We start from the raw sequence: 20488 nt of genomic DNA, 5'->3' as shown, positions 1-20488 counted from the left end.
AGCCGGGGCGGCGCCCCGCCCGGGGGCCGGGAAGCCGCGGCCGGGCAGGGGGCGAGCCGTCCGGGAGCTACGGCCGCTCGTCCGGGCGTACGGCGTGGGCCGGGTCGGGGTTGGGCACGCCGTCCGTGCCGAGGGAGGGGCGGCCCGCCTCGATCTGGCGCGGTCCCAGCTCGCTGTCCTCGGCCGCCGCCTTTGCCTCGGCGGCGGCGCGCTCGGCCTCGGCGACCGCCTCGTTGCCCGCCGTCCTCCGCTCGTGCTCCCTGGCGTCCGTCACGGTGGCCCGGCTCGCGGGCAGCGACTCGGTGAACGCCTTGGACAACGTGTTGAGCGCCGAGGTGACCTCACTCGGGATCACCCACATCGTGTTGCCCTGGCCCTGGGCGAGCTGGGGCAGCACCTGGAGGTACTGGTAGGCGAGCAGCTTGGGGTCGGGGTCGTTGCGGTGCACGGCCTGGAACACCTCGTCGATCGCCTGCGACTGACCCTGGGCCTTGAGGATCTGGGAGGTGCGCTCGCCCTCGGCGCGCAGGATCGCGCTCTGCTTGTCGCCCTCGGCGGTGAGGATCTGCGACTGCCGCTGGCCTTCGGCGGTGAGGATCGCCGCTCGCTTGTCCCGCTCGGCGCGCATCTGCTTCTCCATGGCGTCCTTGATGGTCTTCGGCGGGTCGATCGCCTTGATCTCGACCCGGTTGACCCGGATGCCCCACTTGCCGGTGGCATCGTCCAGCACGCCGCGCAGCTGGCTGTTGATCATGTCACGAGAGGTGAGCGTCTTCTCCAGATCCATGCCGCCGACGACGTTGCGCAGCGTCGTCACGGTGAGCTGCTCGACGCCCTGGATGAAGTTCGCGATCTCGTACTCCGCCGCCCGGGGATCGGTGACCTGGAAATACAGCACCGTGTCGATGTCCACGACGAGGTTGTCCTCGGTGATGACCGGCTGCGGCTTGAACGACACCACCTGCTCGCGCAGGTCCAGCAGCGGGCGGACCCGGTCGATGTAGGGGATGACGAAGTTCAGGCCAGGGCCCAGCGTGCGGTAGTACCTGCCCAGGCGCTCGACGTTGCCGGCTCTGGCCTGGGGCACGATCCGGACCGCTCGCAGCACCGTCAGGATCGCGACGAAGGCGATGACGATTCCGGCGATCAGTGCAGCGTCCATTGCTCACTCCCGGGGATATACGAGGGCGGTGGCGCCCTCGATCTCTATGACGTCGACCGTGGCCCCCGGTGGGATCACGAGCGTCTCGTCGTAGGCACGGGCCGACCACTCCTCGCTGCCGATCTGCACCCGGCCGTCCCTGCCGGTGACCTCCTTGGTCACGTACGCGGACTTGCCGACGAGGGCGGACACCCCGAAGCGCTTCAGCGGCGGCTGCTTGATGTGCCGGAGCGCGATCGGGCGCACTCCGGCGAGGCCGGCGGCGGAGGCGATGACGAACACGGCCAGCTGGAGCGCGGGCGGCAGCCCGACGGCCGCGACGGCGGTCGTGAGCAGCGCCGCGATGGACAGCAGCCCCAATGACGCGGTCAGCGTGAAGATCTCCGCCACGCCCAGCGCCGCCGCCAGGATGAGCCAAATGATCCACGGGTCCATTGCCGCCTCCATAGCGATGAACGAACACCGCTCGGGTGGGGTTCCTCCTCAAACCTAACGCGTTAGGTCGCGTTGTCCCAGAGGCCGGGCCTCACCCAGGGGACTCGGAGCCTCACGCAGGGGAAGCGGTGACGCGGAACTCGTTGTCCTCGGGGTCGGCCATCAGGATGTGGTCGTCGAACGCCTCCAGAATCGTGCCGCCGGCGCGCACCAGCCGGGCGGCCTCCGCTCTGATCCGCTCCCACCGGTCGGCGGCCGTGCCGTCCCCCGGCACGCGGACGTCGATGTGGAGCCGGTTCTCCGCCGTCTTCCGCTCCGGGACGCGGAAGATGGAGAGCCGGGGACCGGCCCCCTCGGGGTCGCGGAGGCAGGCGCCGTCGTCCTCCGCGCCGCCGGCCGGCAGCGCGAACGACTCCTCACCGGTCGCGTGCCCGGCTGCCGGGATCTCGTCGACGTAGCCGAGCGCCGTCTTCCAGAACTCGGCGACGAGCCGCGCGTTCTCGCAGTAAAGGGTCAGATCGATTGCTACTGCCATGACTCGACCGTAATGCAGAACGCTGACTTGAATGCGGCCACCTCTGTCAAGAGGCGGCGGAAGGGGTCGTGGCGCCCTCGTGCCGGAGGGCGCTGCCGGCCAGCCATCGGGGCCAGGAGAGCTGCCAGTAGCCCCAGCCGTTGTTCCACTCCAGCTCGCGTGTGGTGCCGGTGACGATGACGGGATCGCCGCGCAGCGCGTGGTCGTAGAACCACCGTGCCTGGTCGGGACGGACGTTCACGCAGCCGTGGCTGACGTTCGCCCGGCCCTGCGCCCACACGTTGTCCAGCGCGTGGACGTACTCCCCGCTGTTGGAGATCCGCACGGCGTAGTCGATGAGCTTGTCGTAGTAGCCGGGGTCGCCCTTGCGGCGGCCCGGCGAGACCATGCGGACGGGGTTGCCCTTGTCCATCGTCAGGTGGATCCCGCTCGTGGTCGTGTATTCCCTGGTGGTCGCCCTGCCCGCACTGATCGGTATGTGCTGGGCCGGCTTCCCGTCCTGCCGCACCACCATCTGGTGGGTGCGGGTGTCGACGGTGCTGACCATGGCCCGCCCCACGGTGAAGGCCACGGTCCGGTCCGCGGAGCCGTACGTGCCGGGGGCGGCGCGGACGCCGGCGAGATGGGCGGTGACGCGCACCTCGCCACCGGCCGGCCACCACTTCCGCGGCCGGTAGACGACCTGGGTGGAGCTCGCCCAGTGCCAGGCGCCCTCGGCCGGGCCCCGGACCTCCAGCGCCCGCTCGACCGCCGCGCGGTCCTCGACCGGACCGGTGAACGTCACGATGACCGGCATGCCGACCCCGACGGTCTCCCCGTCGGACGGGACGACCGAGGCCACGGCGAGCTCATGGCGCGGGGTGAGCGTGCGGAACCGGCCCGCGACCTGGGCGGTGACACTCTGGGGCCCGGTCGCGACGGCGTTGACGACATATTGGGTGCCCGGACGCAGCGTCCACGACGACCGCCACACCGTGTGGGCCGGATCGAACGCGCCGGGCACCGGGTCGCGTCCCGCGAACGCCAGCACGCTGGTCAGCCTGCCGCCATCCGCCCTGACGACCAGTCCCGCGTCCGGCGGGACCGCCGCCGCGCCGGAGGCCGGGCTCATCGTGATGCGCGGCGCGGGCGGCACGCGTACGGCGCAGCCCGCGGCGAGCGCGGGACAGGCCACGAGCAGCACCGCGAGCAGGGCGCGGGCGGCGGGAGGCAGGGTGCGTGGCTTCACGGGCACCCAAGATAGCGAGGGGTGACGACAGAAATACGCTAAGTCGCCGGAAGGACCTTCCCCGAGACCTCGCCGAGGCTGATCCCGTGCGAGGTCCAGGCGGTGATCGTGACGGTGTCGCCGTCCTCCAGGAAGGTCCGGGTCTCGCCGGGCAGCTTGAGCGGGTCCGCGCCGTTCCAGGTCAGCTCGATGAGCGAGCCGGGCTGCCCGACCGACGACACCGTCCCGCTCGCGAACAGGTCGCCCGTGCGCAGCGAGGCGCCGTTCACGGTCATGTGGGCGAGCATCTGGTCGGGCGTCCAGTACATGTCGCGGAACGACGGCGTCGAGACCGCCTCGCCGTTCAGCTCGACGTGGAGGGTGAGGTCGAGCCCCCAGGGCGCCTGCCGGCGAAGGTAGGCGGGCGGCTCGGGCTCCTGCGACCGGCCCTCGACCCTGGCCTGCTCCAGCGCTTCGAGGGGCGTGATCCACGCGGACATCGAGGTGGCGAACGACTTGCCAAGGAACGGCCCGAGCGGGACGTACTCCCACGCCTGGATGTCGCGCGCGCTCCAGTCGTTGACGAGCGTCACCCCGAACACGTGGTCGTCGAACGCGCCGGCGCGCTCGCCGAGCCGCGTCGGCGTCCCGACGACGAAGCCGACCTCCGCCTCGATGTCGAGCCGCTGCGAGGGGCCGAACGACGGCCGCTGCCCGCACGGCCGCCTGATCGGCGTCCCCGAGACGACGACGGTGCCCGCCCGACCGTGGTAGCCGACGGGCAGGTGCCGCCAGTTCGGCTTCAGCGGCTCGTCGTCCGGGCGGAAGATCCGCCCGAGGTTCGACGCGTGCTCAAGCGAGGCGTAGAAGTCCACGTAGTCGGCCACCTCGACCGGCAGGTGCAGGGTCACCTCCGCCAGCGGGATCAGGTGGTCGCCCGTGGCCGCCGCCTCGCGTGCCCGCGCCCGCGTCTCCTGCCAGGCCGCACGGCCCAGGGCCAGCAGCGGGTTGAGGCTGGGCGCCGCGTAGACGTCCCCGCCGAGGGCCGCCGCCAGGTCGAGGACCTGGTCCCCGACCCGGACGCCGACCCTGCGGGGCTCGCCGGGCCGGGAGAACACCCCGTACGGCAGGTTGTCGAGCCCGAAGCTCATCGCGCCCACGTCCACGCGTAGTCGGTGTCCTCGCACGCGAGGGCGGCCTGGCCGAGGTCGAGCGGGCGGAACGTGTCGATCATGACGGCCATCTCGGTCGTCTCGGTGTGTCCCCGGCGCACGGCCTCGACCGCCGCCTCCACCGCGCCCGGCTGCGGACCGTGCGTGAAGCCGGCCGGGTGCAGCGAGATCGAGCCGACGTCGATGCCGGACCCCTTCCTGGCCGTGTAGTCGCCGCCCACGTAGAACATGAACTCGTCGGAGTCCACGTTGTGGTGGTTGTACGGGATCGGCACGGCCTCCGGGTGGAAGTCCAGCGGCCGGGGGCAGAACGAGCAGACGACGAAGCCCGGGCCCTCGAAGGTCTGGTGGACCGGCGGCGGCGCGTGGGTGCGCTTCACGATCGGCTCGAAGTCCTGGATGTTGAAAGCGTACGGATAGAGGCAGCCGTCCCAGCCCACCACGTCGAAGGGATGGTGGGCGTAGGTCAGCCTGGTCAGCCCGCCCCGCGTCCTGACCAGGACCGGGACCTCCTCGCCGTCCACGAGCAGCGGCTCGGCCGGCGCGCGCAGGTCGCGCTCGCAGTACGGCGCGTGCTCCAGGAACTGGCCGAACTGGGACAGGTAGCGCTTCGGCGGCCTGATGTGCCCGGCCGCCTCCACCACCAGCGCGGTCACCGGGCCCTCGGGCACCCACCGGTGGATCGTCCCCGTCGGGACCACCACGTAGTCGCCCTCGGCCACGTCGAGCGCGCCGTACGCGGACTCGAACCGGGCCCGGCCGCTCGCGATGTAGACGCACTCGTCGCCCATCGAGTCGCGGTACAGCTCGCTGGGCACGTCCGTCGCGGCGTACGAGATGCGGACGTCGGAGTTGCCCGCGAGGAGCATGCGCCCGGAGACCAGGTCGCCGTCGGGCGTCAGATCCCGGGTGCGGAAATGGCGTGGGGACAGCGGCATGTTGGGGGTCAGCCCGGGCGCTCCCGCGTCCACGGCCTCGGCCTTGACGATGGCCGTCGGCGCGTGGCGGTGGTAGAGCAGCGAGGAGTCGGAGGAGAAGCCCTCCTCTCCCATGAGCTCCTCCTTGTACAGCCCGCCGCCGGGCGCGCGGAACTGCACGTGGCGCTTGCGCGGCACCTCCCCGACAACGCGGTAGTACGGCATGACACCTCCCAGGCTTGTCCGTTAATCGGACGTCAGTGTCCTATATATGTACGACGATTCGCCATGCCGCCGGGAATGTCAAGCTGTGCGGCATGAGCACCGCGGAGATCCACCTGTCCGTCTCGACCTGGCGGCAGCCGACGCCGGCGCCCGGGTCTCCCGCGCGTACGGCGTTGGTCCGGCGGGTGGCGGAACGCGTGCTGGCTCTGGGCCCGGGCCGCCTGCGCGTCGGCGTGGACGGGCTCACGGCCGCGGGGAAGACCAGCTTCGGCCACGAGCTGGCCGAGCACCTCGCCCGGGCGGGGCGCCCGGTGCTGCGGGCGAGCCTCGACGACTTCAAGCGGCCGTGGCGTGACCGGCACCTGTACGACCGGGAGTCGGGCGAGGGGTACTACCGCAACGCCTACGACTACGACGCCGCGATCGCCCTGCTGCTCGAACCGGCGGGTCCGGGCGGCTCGGGGGACGTGGCGCTGTGCTCCATCGACCCGCTGACCCAGGTGGACCACTCGTCGGTGCGGACGACCGCCGCGCCCGGCGCGATCACGATCGTCGACGGGGTGTTCGCGTTCCGCCCCGAGATCGACGCGTACTGGGACCTGCGCGTCTGGATGGAGGTGTCCGCGGAGACCTCGGTGCGTCGCGGAGCCGAGCGCGACCAGGACTGGGCCGGGTCGGAGGCCGAGGCGCTGCACCTGCACCGCTATCTGCCCGCCGAGCGCCTCTACATCGCGGAGGCCGATCCGCTGGCGCGGGCCGACGTGATCGTCGACAACACGGTGTTCGCCGAGCCGCGGCTGCTGAAGTGGTGACCGTCAGCGCGGGGGCTCGGACAGGGCGGAGGCGAGGCGGCAGGCGGCCTCCAGGACCAGGGGGCCCACCTTGTCCGCGTCGAGGTCGGCGAAGCTGACCACGCCGACGGACGCGTCCAGCCACGGCAGGCCCGAAACCGGCGCGGCGATGCCCTGGGCGCCCTCCTGGAGGTGTCCGCTGCTCGTGTGCAGCGCCGGCTCCGTGCGGCCCTCGCGCAGCGCGAGCAGCGCCAGCCCGGCCGCGCCGCGCGTCAGCGGATGGCGAGAGCCCTCCCGGTAGGCGACGTGGAAGTCCGTCCACGACGGCTCGACCACCGCGACCGCCAGGCCCTCGTCGCCCTCGGCCACGGTCAGGTGCGCGGTCGCCCCGGCCTGCTCCGCGAGCGCGCGCAGCGCCGGCAGCGCCGCCGCCCGCAGCAGGGGCTGCACGGCCTGGGCGAGCACGAGCACCCCGAAACCCAGATGCACGCGGCCGTGCGCGTCCCGCCGGGCGAAGCCCTCGGCCTGCAGGGTCGTCAGCAGCCGGTAGACGATCGGCCGGCTCAGGCCCAGCTCCTGGGCGAGCTCGGTCGGCGTGCGGCCCCGGTTCGCGTCCGCGAGTAGCCGTAACAGCCGTAAACCCCGTTCGAGCGTCTGCGCCGATTCGGCCGCCATCATGTCTCTGATTATCGCCGCACCGACGCGTCTGTAGGCGGAACCCGCATCCGACGTAGCCTACGTCGGATGCAGGTGTCGGTCCGCGATCAAGGAGCGGTGGATGAAGTCGGCGATCGTCGTGGGGGCGGGGATCTGGGGGACGTCGCTGGCGCTGAGGCTGGCCGACGAGGGCTGGACGGTGACGCTCGTCGAGCAGTACGCGCCGGGTCACATCCGTCAGGCCAGCGCGGGGGAGACCCGCCTGCTGCGCTGCGCCCACGGCTCCGACGACTGGTATCCCCGCTGGGCCTGGCAGGCCCGCGACGCCTGGCGCAAGCTGGAGCAGCGGACCGGCGAGGAGCTGTACGTCGAGTCGGGGCTGATGTGGTTCGCCCGCGACCCGGACGGCTGGGAGGCGCGCAGCGCCCGGGTGCTGGAGCGGCTGCACATCCCCTGCGAGCTGCTCGACCCGGCCGAGGCGGCGCGGCGGTTCCCCGGCCTGCGCGGCGACGACCTCGCCTTCGTGCTGTGGGAGCCGAACGCCGGCGTGCTGCGGGCCCGGCGGGCGACGCAGGTGACCGCGCGCCTGGCCGGCGCGGCCGGCGTCCGGCAGGTCCGCGCCCGGGCCGTGCCGTACGGACGGGGGGCCGGGGTGGTGGCGGACGGCGAGGTGCTGACGGCGGACCGCGTGGTGTGGGCGTGCGGCGCGTGGCTGCCGCGGCTGTTCCCGCATGAGGCGGGACACGTCGAGGTGACGCGGCAGGACACCTTCCACTTCGGGGTGCCCAGGGACTGGACGACGCCGCCGCTGCCCGCGTTCTGCGACTACGACCTGGCGGCGTACGGGCACGGCGACCTGGACGGCATGGGGATGAAGGTCACCGGCGACGCCGAGGGCGAGCCGTACGACCCGGAGAGCGGCGGCAGGCGGGTGCTGCGGCACACCGAGGAGCAGGCGCGCGCCTACCTGGCCAGGCGGTTCCCTTCGCTGGTGGGCGCGCCGGTGGTGTTCAGCCAGGTCTGCCAGTACGCGCTGACCAGGGACGCCGAATGGATCGTCGCCGAGATCGACGACGGCGTCTGGCTGCTCGGCGGCGAGTCCGGGCACGGGTTCAAGCACGCCCCGGCTCTGGCCGGATACGTCGCGGAGATCCTCGACGGCGCGCGGGAGCCGGAGGCCCGGTTCGGCCTGCACGAGCGGCGGACGGCCCGGGGCCTGCGCACCAGCGGCGGCACCCTCTCCTAGGCGTTTTCCTAGGCGTCGGGCGGCTTCCGGCGGGCCTGACGGGCGCGCAGGACGATCTCCAGCTCGAACCGGACGTCGGGGTCGGCGAGCGCCTCGCCGTACAGCTGCTCGATCTGGCGCAGGCGGTAGCGCACGGTCTGCGGGTGGACGTGGAGCGCCGCGGCGACCTCCGCGACGCCCCGGCCGTGACGCAGCCAGGCGAGCAGGGTCTCGGCCAGGCGGTCCTGCTGGTTCTGGCGAAGGTGGGCGAGCGGCGCGAGACGCACCTCCGCCAGGGCGGCCACGAGGTCCTCGTCCTTGAAGACGACCAGTGTGGCCATGTGGTCGGCGCAGCGCAGCAGCCTCCGCCGGGGCAGGATGCCGCGGGTGCCGAGGTCGAGGGCCTCCCTGGCCCAGCCGAGCGAGTTCGCGACGGCGGCGAGCGGCACGGCGGGGCCGATGGCGGCCCGCCAGCCGCGCAGGGCGTTCTCCAGCGCCTGCACGCGCCCGGGGCCGCCGGGGTCCGGCACCACGAGACACGGGACGTTGCGGTCGAGCCCGGTCAACACGTCGGGCGGCAGCACCGGCAGGGGAGAACCGCCGTTACGTTCCTCCAGGGCCACCCCGGCGACCATGCGGGGGAGCCGCCAGCCGGCCGCCCTGGCCAGGTCGGCGACCGCCTCCGGCGAGGCCGCGGGACGGGTGAGCAGCAGGTCGAGCAGCCGCCGGCGGCGGCGCGCCATCTCTCCTGCCGCGTGCGCCCGCGCCTCGGCGAAGCCGGCCGCGGCCGCGTCGGCGAGCTGGTCGAGGTAGACGAAGATGGCCTCGCCCAGGTCGTACAGCGTCCGCGGATCGAGGCCGAGCTGTTCGGACTGCTCGGTGAGCCGCCGCCACGCGACCCGCGCGCCCAGCCGCATGGCGGTCTGGAAGGGCTCGAGGCCGCGCCCCTCGGCGGCCTCGCCCCTGCCGATCGTCCGGAAGACCTCGGGGTCCCACGCCGCCCGCGGGTTCTCGATGCGTTCGAGGAATCCGTGCAGCGCCTGGTTGACCGCCAGCCGCAGGACCTTGATGTAGACCCCGTCCTCCGGGCGGGCGTACTCGGGCACTCGCCGCTGGATCTCGGCGATCACCCGGTCCGCGACGTCGCCGACGCGGGGACGCAGCAGCCTCGCGACACCCGCAGGCACCGCGCCCCAGAACTCGTCGTCGCCTTTCAGCGCCCGCTCAACGCCCGCGCGCTCGACGCCCGCCTGCTCAACGACCGCTCAACTACCGTTCAACGACCGCTCAATGCTGCTCGGCGCTGCTCAGCCAGGCGCCGAACTCCTCCAGGTCGATAAGGCCGTCGCGGTCGGCGTCGACCCTGTCGATCGCGCCCTGCGCCCCCTGCGGCGTGAGCGGCCGGCCGAGCACCTCCATCAGGCGTACGAGTTCCTCGGCGGAGATCCGCCCGTCCCCGTCGGTGTCGATAAGTTGAAAAGTCGCCGCATATTCGCTCATGCCGTCCTCCTCCGGGATTGCGATCAGCACCCTAGCTGAAAGCACGTGCTGCCCCCAGGGATCGCGGCCAAGCCGCGGGACGTGTTTTTGTCGGTGGCGGGTGCCAGCATGTCGTCTCATGACGAGCAGCCTGGAGGGGAAGGTCGCCTTGGTGGCCGGGGCGACCCGGGGCGCGGGGCGCGGCATCGCGGTCGAGCTGGGCGCGGCGGGGGCGACGGTCTACGTGACCGGCCGCAGCACCCGCGAGCGGCGTTCCGAGATGAACCGGCCGGAGACGATCGAGGAGACGGCGGAGCTGGTGACCGCCGCCGGTGGGCGGGGGATCGCCGTGCCGGTGGACCACCTCGACCGCGAGCAGGTGCGAGCCCTCGTGGAGCGGATCGACGCCGAGCAGGGCGGGCTCGACGTGCTGGTCAACGACATCTGGGGCGGCGAGCTGCTGTTCAGCTGGAACGACCGGCTCTGGGAGCACTCGCTCGACGACGGCCTGCGCATCCTGCGGCTGGCGATCGACACGCACATCATCACCAGCCATTACGCGCTGCCGCTGCTGATCCGCAGGCCGGGCGGTCTGGTGGTCGAGGTCACCGACGGCACGGCGGAGTACAACGCGGCCAACTATCGCGTCTCGTTCTTCTACGACCTCGCGAAGACGTCCGTCAACCGCATGGCGTTCGCCCAGGCCAAGGAGCTGGCGCCGCACGGCGCGACCGCGGTGTCGCTCACGCCGGGCTGGCTGCGCTCGGAGCTCATGCTGGAGCACTTCGGCGTGACAGAGGCCAACTGGCGCGACGCGCTTGCCACAGTGCCGCACTTCGCCATCTCCGAGACCCCGGCCTTCGTCGGACGCGCGGTGACGGCCCTGGCCGCCGATCCGGAGGTGAGCCGCTGGAACGGTCAGTCGCTGTCCAGCGGGCAGCTGGCCCAGGTGTACGGCTTCACCGACGTGGACGGCAGCCGTCCCGACTGCTGGCGATACATGGTGGAGGTCCAGGACCCCGGCCGCCCCGCCGACGTCACCGGCTATCGGTGACAGAGCCGGTCCGGGTGCCGGGGGACATCGGGCATCGGGCACCTGGGGACGCGTGCTTGCCGGCCGGGCCGCCGCGCGGCGGCCCGGCCCGGTCCGATCGAGGTCAGGCGGCCGCGCAGGCGGGCGTGGGGGCCGGGTTGGCGGCGTTCCAGGAGGCGATGAAGCCGAAGGTGGTGCTCGCGCCGGCGCCGAGCGAGCCGTTCCAGCTCTCGTTCTGCACGGTCACGCTCGCCCCGCTCTGCACGGCCTTGCCGCCCCACGCCTGGGTGACCTGCTGACCGTTGGCGAAGGTCCAGGTCACGGTCCAGCCGCTGACGGAAGAGGCGCCGGTGTTCTTGACCGTGACCTCGCCCTGGAAGCCGCCGCCCCACTGGTTGGTGACCTTGTATGTCGCGCTGCAGCCCGAGGGCCCGGACGAGGGCGAGGGGGACGGAGAGGGGGACGGCGACGGAGAGGGCGACCGGGTCGGCGAGGGGCTGGGACTGGCGCTGGGGCTGCGACTCGGGCTCGGGCTGGGGGACGGCTGGGCGCCGCCGAGCAGCGCCGACAGCGCGGGATACCACTTGTCCGACATCTTCTGGTTGCCGCTGTCGTTGGGGTGCACGCCGTCGTAGGTGTCCGTGCTCGTGCTGAACCCGGTCCACTGGTCGACGACCACGATCGGGGAGGCCGCGGTGGTCTTCGCGGCCGCCCAGCCCGGGATCGCGCTGTTCAGGGCGACGGCGCGCTGGGCGCACTTGGGGCAGGTGCTCGGGTTCATCGGGATGATCTGGGCCACCAGGATCTTCATGTTCGGGTTGCTCGCCCGCATCTGGTCCACGAGCTTGCTGTAGGCCGCGAGGATCGTGTCGGTGGGCCTGTTGCTCCACACGTCGTTGGTGCCGAAGTGCATCATCACGATGTCGGGACGGGTCGCCGAGAGCCAGCCGGGGAGCTGGTTCTGGTCGGCGACGTTCGTGACGAGGAAGCCGCCGTGGCCCTCGTTGTCACCGTCGTACGGCACCCCGCACCCCTGGGCGGGCAGTGTCCCGACCATGTCGATGTTGGTGAAGCCGCCGTTCTGCAGCTTGTTCCACAACAGGGCCCGCCAGCAGCCGGGCGACCCGGTGATCGAGTCGCCCAGGGGCATGATCCGCACCGCGGCCGCCTCGGCGGGCCGGGCGACGAGCAGCCCGAGGACCACGAGCAGGGCCGCCAGCACCGCACTTGTCTTCGACATCGCGTCTCTCCCTCGTGCCGTCCGGCGCGATGGTAAGGAGCGCTCGGTCGCCCGGCCCAGGGACGGGGCGCGGCAGAAGCCGTGACCAGCGGGGATATATGTACGTTTCACCCGATGTGTCGCCGGTGCCGGCGGGCGTCGCCTCCGGCTCGTGGGGTCTCTCCCGGCACAGCGGCCTCTGCCGTACGCCGCCCGGGGACGGTGCCCTGTTCCACCGCCCGGCACGAGCGAATATGCTGCTCGGGATTCACTTTCCGCACGTCACCGAGAGGATTCGGTCCCCATGTACAAGGAGTTCCTCGGCGAGGTCGTGGTGTGGCTGATCCCCATCGTCATCCTTGTGGGCATCGCGCTGCTGGTGACCAGCCACGCCTGACGACGCGTCGTGAGAGGCCGGGCCGCAAGGCCCGGCCTTTTTTGTTTCGCTCCTCGCGGTGTGGCGGCCCACCTGCGGCAGGAACCAAACGCCACTGATGTCTCAACTGGTGACTAACGACTACAAAAGTATCACTAGGCAGGAATCTTGATCATTTCGACCGGATCATGTGATACTCCGCGAGTGATGTTCGGTGTGATCGCCGGACGAGGCCCAGGCGAGGGGCGTCCGGACACACGCGTACCGCGAGAGGGTGACGGCCGTGAGCTCCGAGGCGCTCAACATCCATCGGATCGCAAGGCCGCCCGCCCTGCCGCTACGCCGCACCCTTCGTCCGCTGCTCCGCGATCCGGTGAACGCGCTCGGCGGTTTCGCGAGGCAGGCTCGCGGTCAGGTCGTCCGATTAGGCCTCGGGCCGTTCCGTCCCTACCTGGTGAGCCACCCGGACCATGTCCAGCACGTTCTGCGCCGTGACTGGGAGAATCATCCGCGCGAGGGGATGTTGTGGAAGCCGGTGGAACGGCTCGCCGGCAGAAGCATCATCAGCGACGGCCCCGACTGGGAGTCCGCCCGACGGATCATGCAGCCTCTCTTCACCGCCAGATACGTCGCGAGCCTGACCCGGGACATGGCCGAGACGATCGACGAGGGCATCACGGCGTGGGAGCCGTACGCGCGGGCGGGGCGGTGGATCGACATCTACGAGGAGATGAGCCGCCTCGTGAGCAAGACCGTCATCCGCGTCCTGTTCGGCAGCAAGATCTCAGTCGCGGACGCCGAGCGGCTTGGCCCCGCCTACGGGGTCGCCGCGACCTCGTTCGCCTCCCGGCTGCTGCTGCCGTTCGCGCCGGACTGGATCCCGCTGCCGGGAGACCGGGCCTTCATGCGAGCGGTGAAGACGATCGACGAGGTCGTGATGCCGCTGGTCAGGAACGCGATCAGGGAGCCGGGGGACGGCAACGACATCATCTCGGCGTTAGCCCGCGCCCGCCGCGACGAGGAGGCCACGACGGCGGAACGGCGGATCAGGGACGACCTCGTCAGCATCTACGGTGCGTCGGTGGAGACGACGGCGGTGGCGCTGACCTGGCTGTGGCCGATCCTCGATGACCATCCAAAGGTCGCGGCCCGGCTGTACGAGGAAGTGGAGACCGTGGTCGGACGCGGGCCGGTGGACGCGGAGTGCCTGCCCCGGCTCACGTACATGAAGGCGGTGTTCAACGAGCTGCTGCGACTGTACCCGCCGGGCTGGATCCTGCCTCGGCGGGCGGCGAAACCAAGCCGGCTCGGTGATGTGCCGATCGAGGCCGGTTCCACGCTGTTGATCAGCCCCTTCGCCACCCATCGCCTTGAAGAGTTCTGGGACCGTCCTGAGGAGTTCGACCCGGAGCGGTTCGCCGAGGGCGGCGACCAGGAACGCCGGCACCGGTACGCCCACTTCCCGTTCGGCGGGGGCCCGCACATCTGCATCGGCCAGCACCTCTTCTTCGCGGAGGCGCCGCTGATGGTGGCGGGCATCCTTGCCCGCTTCCGCCCGGAGGTGCGCGCTCCCCGTCCGCTCACGCCGTTCCCGGCCGCGTCGCTGCGCCCGAAGGAGCTCGTCGAGGTGCGCCTGGTTCCCGTCGGCGGGGGCGCCGCGGCATGACCTTGGCACGAAGCCGCGAAGCCGCGCACCTGACGGCGGCGGCCGCAAGTGGCAGGACCGGCGCCCTCGCGGCGCGCTGTCAGCGAGACCTGCAGGAATGCGCGCGGAACTTCCCCGAGCTGTTCGCCGCCAAGCCGTTCGACGCGACGCTTTTCGCCACGGTGTCTCTCGCCAACGCGTTCGGCTCGCCTTGGGCGACCGCGGAGCAGCTCAGGATCGCCAATCGCACGTCCTTGTGGATCTTCGCGGTCGACTGGCTGATCGACCACGAGGCCACCTCGCAGGAAGAGATCGACGAGATCGTACGCGGCTGCCTCGCGGTGGCGTACGCCAGGGAGCCCGTCTCGCATACGCCGCTCACCCGGTTTCTCGCCGCCATCCGCGACGACCTCGCCGCGTCCCCGCTCTTCCCGAGCCTCCACACGGCCTGGCGCGCCGAACTCGAACGCATGCTCGGCGCCATGGCCCGGGAGTGGCAGTGGAAGCAGGGCGGCGAGGCCGCGCTGCCGACGTTCGAGGAGTATCTCGGCAACGCCGACAACTTCGGCTCGACCCTGGTGAACCTGGGGCACTGGATCCACTCCGGCGATCCGCTCCTCATCCCCCACCTGGACGAACTGCTTCGGGCGAGCGGCGTCGTCCAGCAGGTGCTGCGCCTGCTCAACGACCTCGCGACGTACGAACGCGACGTCGGCTGGGGGGATCTGAACGCCCTCATGCTCGGCGTGTCCCGGGACGAGGTGCTCGCGCGTGTCGCGGCCCTCACCGGCGAATGCCGCGCCGCGCTCGAGCCGCTGCGGTCGATCCGCCCGGACGAGTCGGCCTACCTCGAACGACAGATCGGTTACAGCACGGGCTTCTACGGGCTCGCGGACTACTGGGGCGAACTGTGAGCACGAACGACATTGCCCTGAAGGTGGCGGCCGACGCAGGCCGTGCGGCCCAGGAGCTGGTGCTCGGACTGATGTCCATGCCCTGGGGGCAGGTGTCCCCGTCGGTCTACGAGACCGGCCGTCTGGTGACACTGGCTCCCTGGCTCACCGGGCATGGCGAGCGGGTGCGGTGGCTGATCGACACCCAGCGGAGCGACGGCGGCTGGGGAGCCCCGGAGGGCTACGGGCTGGTGCCCAGCCTCAGTGCGACCGAGGCGCTCCTGTCGGTGCTGCGCCGGGGCGACGACACCGGCGTCGGTGTGGAGACCTTGCGGGAGGCGGCGGCGCGCGGGCTGCGACTCCTGTCGAGATGCCTCAGCGGAGCGGGGCTGTCGCTGCCCGACATGCCGGCCATCGAACTGATCGTCCCGTCCCTGGTCATGCTCATCAACGAGCACCTCGAGGAGAACGGGATGAGCGTCCCCCTGACGCTGCCCGTGGGAATGAGCGCCGCTCCGCTGGAGGCGGTGCGCGCCTGGGTGGCGTCGGAGGCGGAGATCCCGCAGAAACTCCTGCATGCGCTGGAGATCGCCGGCGACGCGGCCAACGGGGCGGCCGTGGCCCACGTGACCGATATCGGCACGATCGGCGCCTCGCCGGCGGCGAGCGCGGCGTGGCTGGGGGACAGAGGGCCGAGCGAGCCGGGGCATCCCGTCCGCTGGCATCTGGAGGCCATCGTGCGCAGGCACGGCGGTCCGGTGCCGGTGGGCCTGCCGATCACCGTGTTCGAACGCGGGTGGGTGCTGAGCTGGCTGGCCCGCGCAGGGATTCCGTTCGAGGTCCCTCCCGAGATGCTGGCGGACTTGAGGGCGGCCATCGGACCCGCGGGCACCCCCGCGGGAGCGGGTCTGCCGCCCGACGCCGACACCACGTCCGTCGCGTTGTACGCGCTGGCCCTGCTCGGCGTGCCGCGCAGGCCGGACAGCCTGTGGGCCTTCGAGACGCCGACCCATTTCTGCACCTGGCAGGGGGAGGAGGGCTCCTCCGTCAGTGTGAACGCTCACGTGCTCGACGCCTTCGGCCAGTACGCCGCGGTACGGCCGGCCGAGGCGGCGCGGTACGCCCCCGCGATCGGCAAGCTGAGGGGCTGGCTACTCGAGCGGCAGCGGGAGGACGGAAGCTGGGACGACCGCTGGCATGCTTCGCCCTACTACGCGACCGTGTCCTGCTCCCTCGCGCTGCACGAGTTCGGCGGTCCCGTCGCGGTGCCGGCGGTGCGTGCCGCGGTGGAATGGGTGCTGGACACCCAGAGCGAGGACGGATCGTGGGGCCGGTGGACAGGCACGGCGGAGGAGACGGCCTACGCCCTGCAGCTCCTGCTGTTCGCCGGAGGCGAGGAACGCGTACGGGACGCGGCGGCGCGCGGATACGCCTACCTGCTTCGGGTCGCGGACGTCGCCGAAGGGCCGCCGCTGTGGCACGACAAGGACCTCTACCGGCCGCTGGCGGTCGTCCGCGCGGCCGTCCTCGCCGCGATCCACCTCGCACAGTCCCGATCACTTGGTGTGAGGCCCATCAGTCAAGTATGATCTCGTCACGGGAAATCCGCCTAATTCGGAAAAGTGGACATTTTCGCCACTATATTTCCGACTTGAGGGCTTTTCGGCCCCTTTGCTAAGGTGGCCGGGATATTGCGCGGGTGTGGGGTGAGCAGCTCTTGCGACCCATGACGTCGTGCGCGTGTTAATCGTCGCGAAAACCTCGCGTATCGCCGATTTCGCAAGGTGGTCTCATGCGCTTCCGCAATTCCAGGGTGCGGACCAAGGTGACGGCATTGCTGGTGTCCCTTGCCGCGCTGTGGGCGTTCGCCGCGTGGGTGACGCTACGGGAGGGTCTGAACCTCGTCTGGGTCGCGGTCTACGACAAAGGGGTGGCCCAGCCCAGCGAAACGCTCCTGGTGGAGTTGCAGCAGGAGCGGCGGCTCACCGCTGTGATCCTGGCCCAGTCGTCGTCCACCAACCGTGCCGCCCTGACGGCCCAGCGAGCGCGCACCGACGCCGCGGCCGCCGACTTCCGCCGCCTCGCCAAAGGCGGTGACGTGCAGTTCGCCGCGGACGAGGTGCTCCAGCGGCGCATCGACGACATGATCCGCCAGCTGGACGGCCTGCGCAAGAGCCGCGGTCTCGCCGACGGCGGGCAGATGGACCGCGTCAAGTCGTTCGACAGCTACACCACGGTCATCGACTCCGTCTACCGCACGTACGACGCCCTGGCCACTCTGGACGACGAGGGCGTCGCCGAGGACACGCGGGCGCTCATCGAGCTGAGCCAGGCGCGGGAACTGCTCTCGGAGGAGGACGCCCTGCTCGCCGGCGCCCTGTCGTCGGGACGGCTGACGGCGCCGGAACGCGCCCGCTTCTCCCAGATCGTCGGTGCGCAGCGATTCCACCAGAGCGAGGCCGTGCAGGCGCTGCCCGACGCCGACCGTGCCGCCTTCGACCGCCTGGAGCGGAGCCAGACCTTCGTCCGCCTGCGGTCGTACGAAGAGACCGTCATGGAGGTCACCCGGCCCGGGGGTCTGCCGCCGATCGGCGCGGAGCAGTGGAGATCGGCGATCGAACCGGCTCTGACCCAGTTGCAGAAGACGGTCCTGGACGCCGGTGACCGTCTGGTCGAACGGACCACACCGGTCGCCGTCGCGGTCATCGCCCGCCTCCTGCTGGCCGGTGTGCTCGGCCTCGTGGCGGTCATCGCGTCGATCGTCCTGTCGGTCACCACGGCCCGGGCCCTGGTGCGTCAGCTGGAGAAGCTGCGCGAGGCCGCGCTCGAACTGGCCAACGAGCGGCTGCCCGGAGTGGTCGCCCGCCTCGCCCAGGGCGAGAAGGTCGACGTCAAGGCCGAGGCGCCGCCGCTCGACTTCGGACCCGACGTCATCGGCCAGGTGGGCGCGGCGTTCAACACCGTGCAGGAGACCGCCATCCGCACCGCCGTCGAGGAGGCCCAGCTCCGGCAGAGCATCCGCGACATCCTGCTCAGCCTCGCCCGGCGTACGCAGTCGCTGGTGCACCGCCAGCTCACGCTGCTCGACGTGATGGAGCGGCGCGAGTCGGACCCGGCGGAGCTGAAGGACCTGTTCCGCATCGACCACCTCGCCACCCGCATGCGGCGCAACGCCGAGAACCTCATCGTCCTGTCCGGAGCGTCTCCCGCCCGCGCCTGGCGGCGCTCGGTGCTGATGGTCGACGTCGTACGCGGCGCGCTGGCCGAGGTCGAGGACTACACCCGCGTCACCGTGATGCCCATGGGGGAGACCGCGCTCATCGGACGCGCGGTGGGCGACCTCATCCACCTGCTCGCCGAGCTGATCGAGAACGCGGTGTCGTTCTCCCCGCCGTACACGATGGTGCAGGTGGGCGGCCAGGTGGTGGCCAGCGGCTACGCGATCGAGATCGAGGACCGCGGCCTCGGGATGAGCGCCGAGGACCTGGAGGCGACCAACCAGCGGATCGCCGACCCGCCCGAGTTCAACCTGTCGAGCACCGCCCGGCTCGGCCTGTACGTCGTCAGCCGTCTGGCCGAGCGGCACGGGATCAAGGTCTCGCTCAAGGCGTCGCCGTACGGCGGCACGACCGCGGTCGTGCTGCTGCCGCGCGACCTCGTCATCGAGGGCGGGGATGCCCTGCCCGAGGAGGAGACGACCGGTCCCGGTCTCCCGCAGCGGGAGCCCGGCTCCCGGAGGATCGCGCTGGTCGGCGCGCCCGAGGCGGTCCCCGGACCAGTTCAGGAGGTGGTTCCTGTGCCGAGGGCTCCCGAGCCGCCCAGGCCTGTGCAGAGCGTCCCACCGCCCGGCGGCGCCGATCCGGACAGGCCGGCGCCCCCGGCCGGGTTCACGCCGTCAGGCCTGCCCTTCCGGGTGCCGCAGGCCAACCTCGCCCCCGCGCTCGCCGAGGAGTCGAGGAACGCGAACGAGGCGGAGGACCAGGAGGACCGCTCGCCGGACGACATTCGTAAGATCATGGGCTCGTTCCAGTCGGGGACGAGGCGCGGCAGATCCGAGGCCGCGAAGCTGCTGGGTGACGAGGAGGACAACCTGTGACGCAGAAGACCGGGGCCTCCGCGGACCTCGCATGGCTGCTCGATGATCTCGTCGCGCGGGTCCGCGAGGTCGAGCACGGCATCGTGTTGTCCACCGACGGCCTGCTGCTGGCCGGCTCGCAGGGACTGCACGTGGAGGACGCCGAGCACCTGTCCGCCGTCGCCTCCGGGCTGCAGAGCCTGGCGCGCGGCGTCGGCGAGCGCTTCCAGGGCGGGTCCGTACGGCAGACCATCGTGGAGATGAAGTCGGCCTACCTGCTCGTGACCGTGGCGGGCCAGGGCGCCTGCCTGGCCGTGCTCTGCTCGGGAGACGCCGACGTCGGCCTGGTGGCGTACGAGATGGCCATGCTCGTCGTGCGCGTCGGGCAGTACCTGACCTCGCCCGCCCGGACCACGATCGACCGGGCCACCGGGAGAGAGGTCCGCCTGTGAACGGCGAGTGGGGCCCGGACGAGGAGCGCTTACTCGACGCGCCGACCATCCGGCCATACGTGATCGCGCGCGGCCGCACGGAGGCGCAGGACCGCTTCGACCTCATCTCGCTCGCGGTGACCGTCCGGCCCACCACGGGCACCGAGATCGGACTGGACCCCGAGCACCAGGCGATCGTGCGGCTGTGCCGCAGGCCGCTGTCGGTCGCGGAGATCGCGGCCCATCTGGACCTGCCGGCCGGGATCGTCCGGGTCCTCCTCGGCGACCTGTTCGACCGGGGCTTCGTGGCCGTGCAGCAGCCCCAACCGGAGATGGACGTGCTCGACGAGCGGATGTACAAGGCGGTGCTCGATGGCCTTCGCGCGCTCTGATTCCGTGCAGACCCCGCCGAAGATGCCGAAGGCGATCAAATTGCTGATCGCCGGCGGCTTCGGGGTGGGCAAGACCACGATGGTCGGCGCGGTGTCGGAGATCCGGCCGCTGCGCACGGAGGAGACGCTGACCGACCGCAGCGTCGGGGTGGACGACCTGTCCGGGGTCGAGGCGAAGGCGACCACGACGGTCGCCATGGACTTCGGCCGCATCAGCATCGGGCAGGACTTCGTCCTCTATCTCTTCGGCACCCCCGGCCAGGAGCGGTTCTGGTTCGTCTGGGACGAGCTCGCCCGGGGGGCGCTCGGCGCGGTCGTGCTGGCCGACACCCGCAGGCTCGCCGACTGTTTCCCCTCCGTCGACTACTTCGAGCGCCGTGGCACGCCCTTCGTCGTCGCGGTCAACTGCTTCGAGGGCGCCCCGGTCTTCGAGCTGGACGAGGTCAAGCTCGCGCTCAACCTCAGCCAGGACGTGCCGATCATGCTGTGCGACGCGCGCAAGCGGGAGTCGGGCAAGGAAGTCCTGATCGAGCTCGTCAAGCACGCGTACGGCAAGCGGCCGACCACCGCCGCCCACTGACGCTTTCGCCGGTTTCTCACCCGGAGGCGTCCGGGTTTA

At 71.5% G+C, this 20488-nt stretch carries 20 protein-coding genes; 10 read left to right on the top strand and 10 right to left on the bottom strand.

Annotated elements, in window-relative coordinates; genetic code table 11:
* Positions 1-67 precede the first annotated feature (67 nt).
* The 6 genes from ACIBK1_RS34215 to ACIBK1_RS34190 form a co-directional block, all read right to left on the bottom strand.
* The gene (locus ACIBK1_RS34215; protein WP_051761906.1) at positions 68-1162 is read right to left on the bottom strand and encodes an SPFH domain-containing protein; all 1095 of its coding nucleotides are present in this window, start codon (positions 1160-1162) and stop codon (positions 68-70) included.
* 3 nt (positions 1163-1165) lie between these two features.
* Entirely contained in the window at positions 1166-1597 is a 432-nt protein-coding gene (locus ACIBK1_RS34210) for an NfeD family protein (RefSeq protein ID WP_030509138.1), read from the bottom strand.
* Positions 1598-1709: 112 nt separating this feature from the next.
* The gene (locus ACIBK1_RS34205) at positions 1710-2132 is read right to left on the bottom strand and encodes a VOC family protein (protein ID WP_030509137.1); all 423 of its coding nucleotides are present in this window, start codon (positions 2130-2132) and stop codon (positions 1710-1712) included.
* A 46-nt stretch (positions 2133-2178) separates the two neighbouring features.
* Entirely contained in the window at positions 2179-3360 is a 1182-nt protein-coding gene (locus tag ACIBK1_RS34200) for a L,D-transpeptidase (protein ID WP_051761905.1), read from the bottom strand.
* 38 nt (positions 3361-3398) lie between these two features.
* Positions 3399-4490: a fumarylacetoacetase gene (gene fahA, locus ACIBK1_RS34195; RefSeq protein ID WP_030509136.1), complete on the bottom strand. Its 1092-nt coding sequence runs from the start codon at positions 4488-4490 to the stop codon at positions 3399-3401.
* Positions 4487-5653 carry a homogentisate 1,2-dioxygenase gene (locus ACIBK1_RS34190; protein WP_030509135.1) on the bottom strand — a complete coding sequence of 389 codons (1167 nt, stop codon included), beginning with the start codon at positions 5651-5653 and terminating at the stop codon, positions 4487-4489. The genes fahA and ACIBK1_RS34190 overlap by 4 nt, the downstream gene beginning before the upstream one ends.
* Positions 5654-5745: 92 nt before the next feature.
* Between ACIBK1_RS34190 and ACIBK1_RS34185 the strand changes: the two genes are divergently transcribed.
* Positions 5746-6465: a nucleoside/nucleotide kinase family protein gene (locus tag ACIBK1_RS34185; protein WP_030509134.1), complete on the top strand. Its 720-nt coding sequence runs from the start codon at positions 5746-5748 to the stop codon at positions 6463-6465.
* A gap of 3 nt (positions 6466-6468) precedes the next feature.
* Here the strand turns inward: ACIBK1_RS34185 and ACIBK1_RS34180 are convergent, their stop codons facing one another.
* Entirely contained in the window at positions 6469-7122 is a 654-nt protein-coding gene (locus ACIBK1_RS34180; protein WP_051761904.1) for a helix-turn-helix domain-containing protein, read from the bottom strand.
* Positions 7123-7222: 100 nt separating this feature from the next.
* On the opposite strand from ACIBK1_RS34180, the gene ACIBK1_RS34175 reads away from it, so the two are divergent.
* A complete protein-coding gene (locus ACIBK1_RS34175) occupies positions 7223-8347 on the top strand; it encodes an NAD(P)/FAD-dependent oxidoreductase (protein ID WP_030509132.1) in 1125 nt (374 codons plus the stop codon).
* Positions 8348-8355: 8 nt separating this feature from the next.
* Here ACIBK1_RS34175 and ACIBK1_RS34170 read toward each other — a convergent pair whose 3' ends face one another.
* Positions 8356-9513 carry a PucR family transcriptional regulator gene (locus tag ACIBK1_RS34170; protein WP_051761903.1) on the bottom strand — a complete coding sequence of 386 codons (1158 nt, stop codon included), beginning with the start codon at positions 9511-9513 and terminating at the stop codon, positions 8356-8358.
* Positions 9514-9613: 100 nt separating this feature from the next.
* Entirely contained in the window at positions 9614-9826 is a 213-nt protein-coding gene (locus ACIBK1_RS34165) for an EF-hand domain-containing protein (protein ID WP_143734564.1), read from the bottom strand.
* A gap of 118 nt (positions 9827-9944) precedes the next feature.
* On the opposite strand from ACIBK1_RS34165, the gene ACIBK1_RS34160 reads away from it, so the two are divergent.
* A complete protein-coding gene (locus ACIBK1_RS34160; RefSeq protein WP_030509129.1) occupies positions 9945-10859 on the top strand; it encodes an SDR family oxidoreductase in 915 nt (304 codons plus the stop codon).
* A gap of 103 nt (positions 10860-10962) precedes the next feature.
* On the opposite strand, the gene ACIBK1_RS34155 is transcribed toward ACIBK1_RS34160, so the two are convergent.
* Positions 10963-12078 (bottom strand): cellulose binding domain-containing protein, encoded by a 1116-nt coding sequence (locus ACIBK1_RS34155; protein ID WP_396739851.1) that lies wholly within the window; start codon positions 12076-12078, stop codon positions 10963-10965.
* Between the two features lie 638 nt (positions 12079-12716).
* On the opposite strand from ACIBK1_RS34155, the gene ACIBK1_RS34150 reads away from it, so the two are divergent.
* The 7 genes from ACIBK1_RS34150 to ACIBK1_RS34120 all read left to right on the top strand — a co-directional run bounded on the left by ACIBK1_RS34150 (position 12717) and on the right by ACIBK1_RS34120 (position 20449).
* Positions 12717-14099 carry a cytochrome P450 gene (locus tag ACIBK1_RS34150; RefSeq protein ID WP_063754639.1) on the top strand — a complete coding sequence of 461 codons (1383 nt, stop codon included), beginning with the start codon at positions 12717-12719 and terminating at the stop codon, positions 14097-14099.
* A complete protein-coding gene (locus ACIBK1_RS34145) occupies positions 14096-14992 on the top strand; it encodes a terpene synthase family protein (RefSeq protein ID WP_030509126.1) in 897 nt (298 codons plus the stop codon). Before ACIBK1_RS34150 ends, ACIBK1_RS34145 begins: the two co-directional genes overlap by 4 nt.
* Positions 14989-16560: a prenyltransferase/squalene oxidase repeat-containing protein gene (locus ACIBK1_RS34140; RefSeq protein ID WP_231513961.1), complete on the top strand. Its 1572-nt coding sequence runs from the start codon at positions 14989-14991 to the stop codon at positions 16558-16560. Before ACIBK1_RS34145 ends, ACIBK1_RS34140 begins: the two co-directional genes overlap by 4 nt.
* A gap of 203 nt (positions 16561-16763) precedes the next feature.
* The gene (locus ACIBK1_RS34135; RefSeq protein WP_030509124.1) at positions 16764-19067 is read left to right on the top strand and encodes a sensor histidine kinase; all 2304 of its coding nucleotides are present in this window, start codon (positions 16764-16766) and stop codon (positions 19065-19067) included.
* Positions 19064-19498 carry a roadblock/LC7 domain-containing protein gene (locus tag ACIBK1_RS34130; RefSeq protein WP_030509123.1) on the top strand — a complete coding sequence of 145 codons (435 nt, stop codon included), beginning with the start codon at positions 19064-19066 and terminating at the stop codon, positions 19496-19498. The genes ACIBK1_RS34135 and ACIBK1_RS34130 overlap by 4 nt, the downstream gene beginning before the upstream one ends.
* Complete coding sequence (locus ACIBK1_RS34125) at positions 19495-19869, top strand: DUF742 domain-containing protein (protein ID WP_030509122.1); 375 nt, start codon at positions 19495-19497, stop codon at positions 19867-19869. The genes ACIBK1_RS34130 and ACIBK1_RS34125 overlap by 4 nt, the downstream gene beginning before the upstream one ends.
* On the top strand, positions 19850-20449 hold the full coding sequence (locus ACIBK1_RS34120) for a GTP-binding protein (protein ID WP_030509121.1): 600 nt from the start codon (positions 19850-19852) through the stop codon (positions 20447-20449). The genes ACIBK1_RS34125 and ACIBK1_RS34120 overlap by 20 nt, the downstream gene beginning before the upstream one ends.
* Positions 20450-20488: the final 39 nt, after the last annotated feature.

Origin of the sequence: Microbispora rosea (assembly GCF_044460045.1) — a bacterium.
Classification (GTDB): Bacteria; Actinomycetota; Actinomycetes; order Streptosporangiales; family Streptosporangiaceae; genus Microbispora; species Microbispora rosea.
This window is presented reverse-complemented; position numbering and strand designations above follow the sequence as displayed.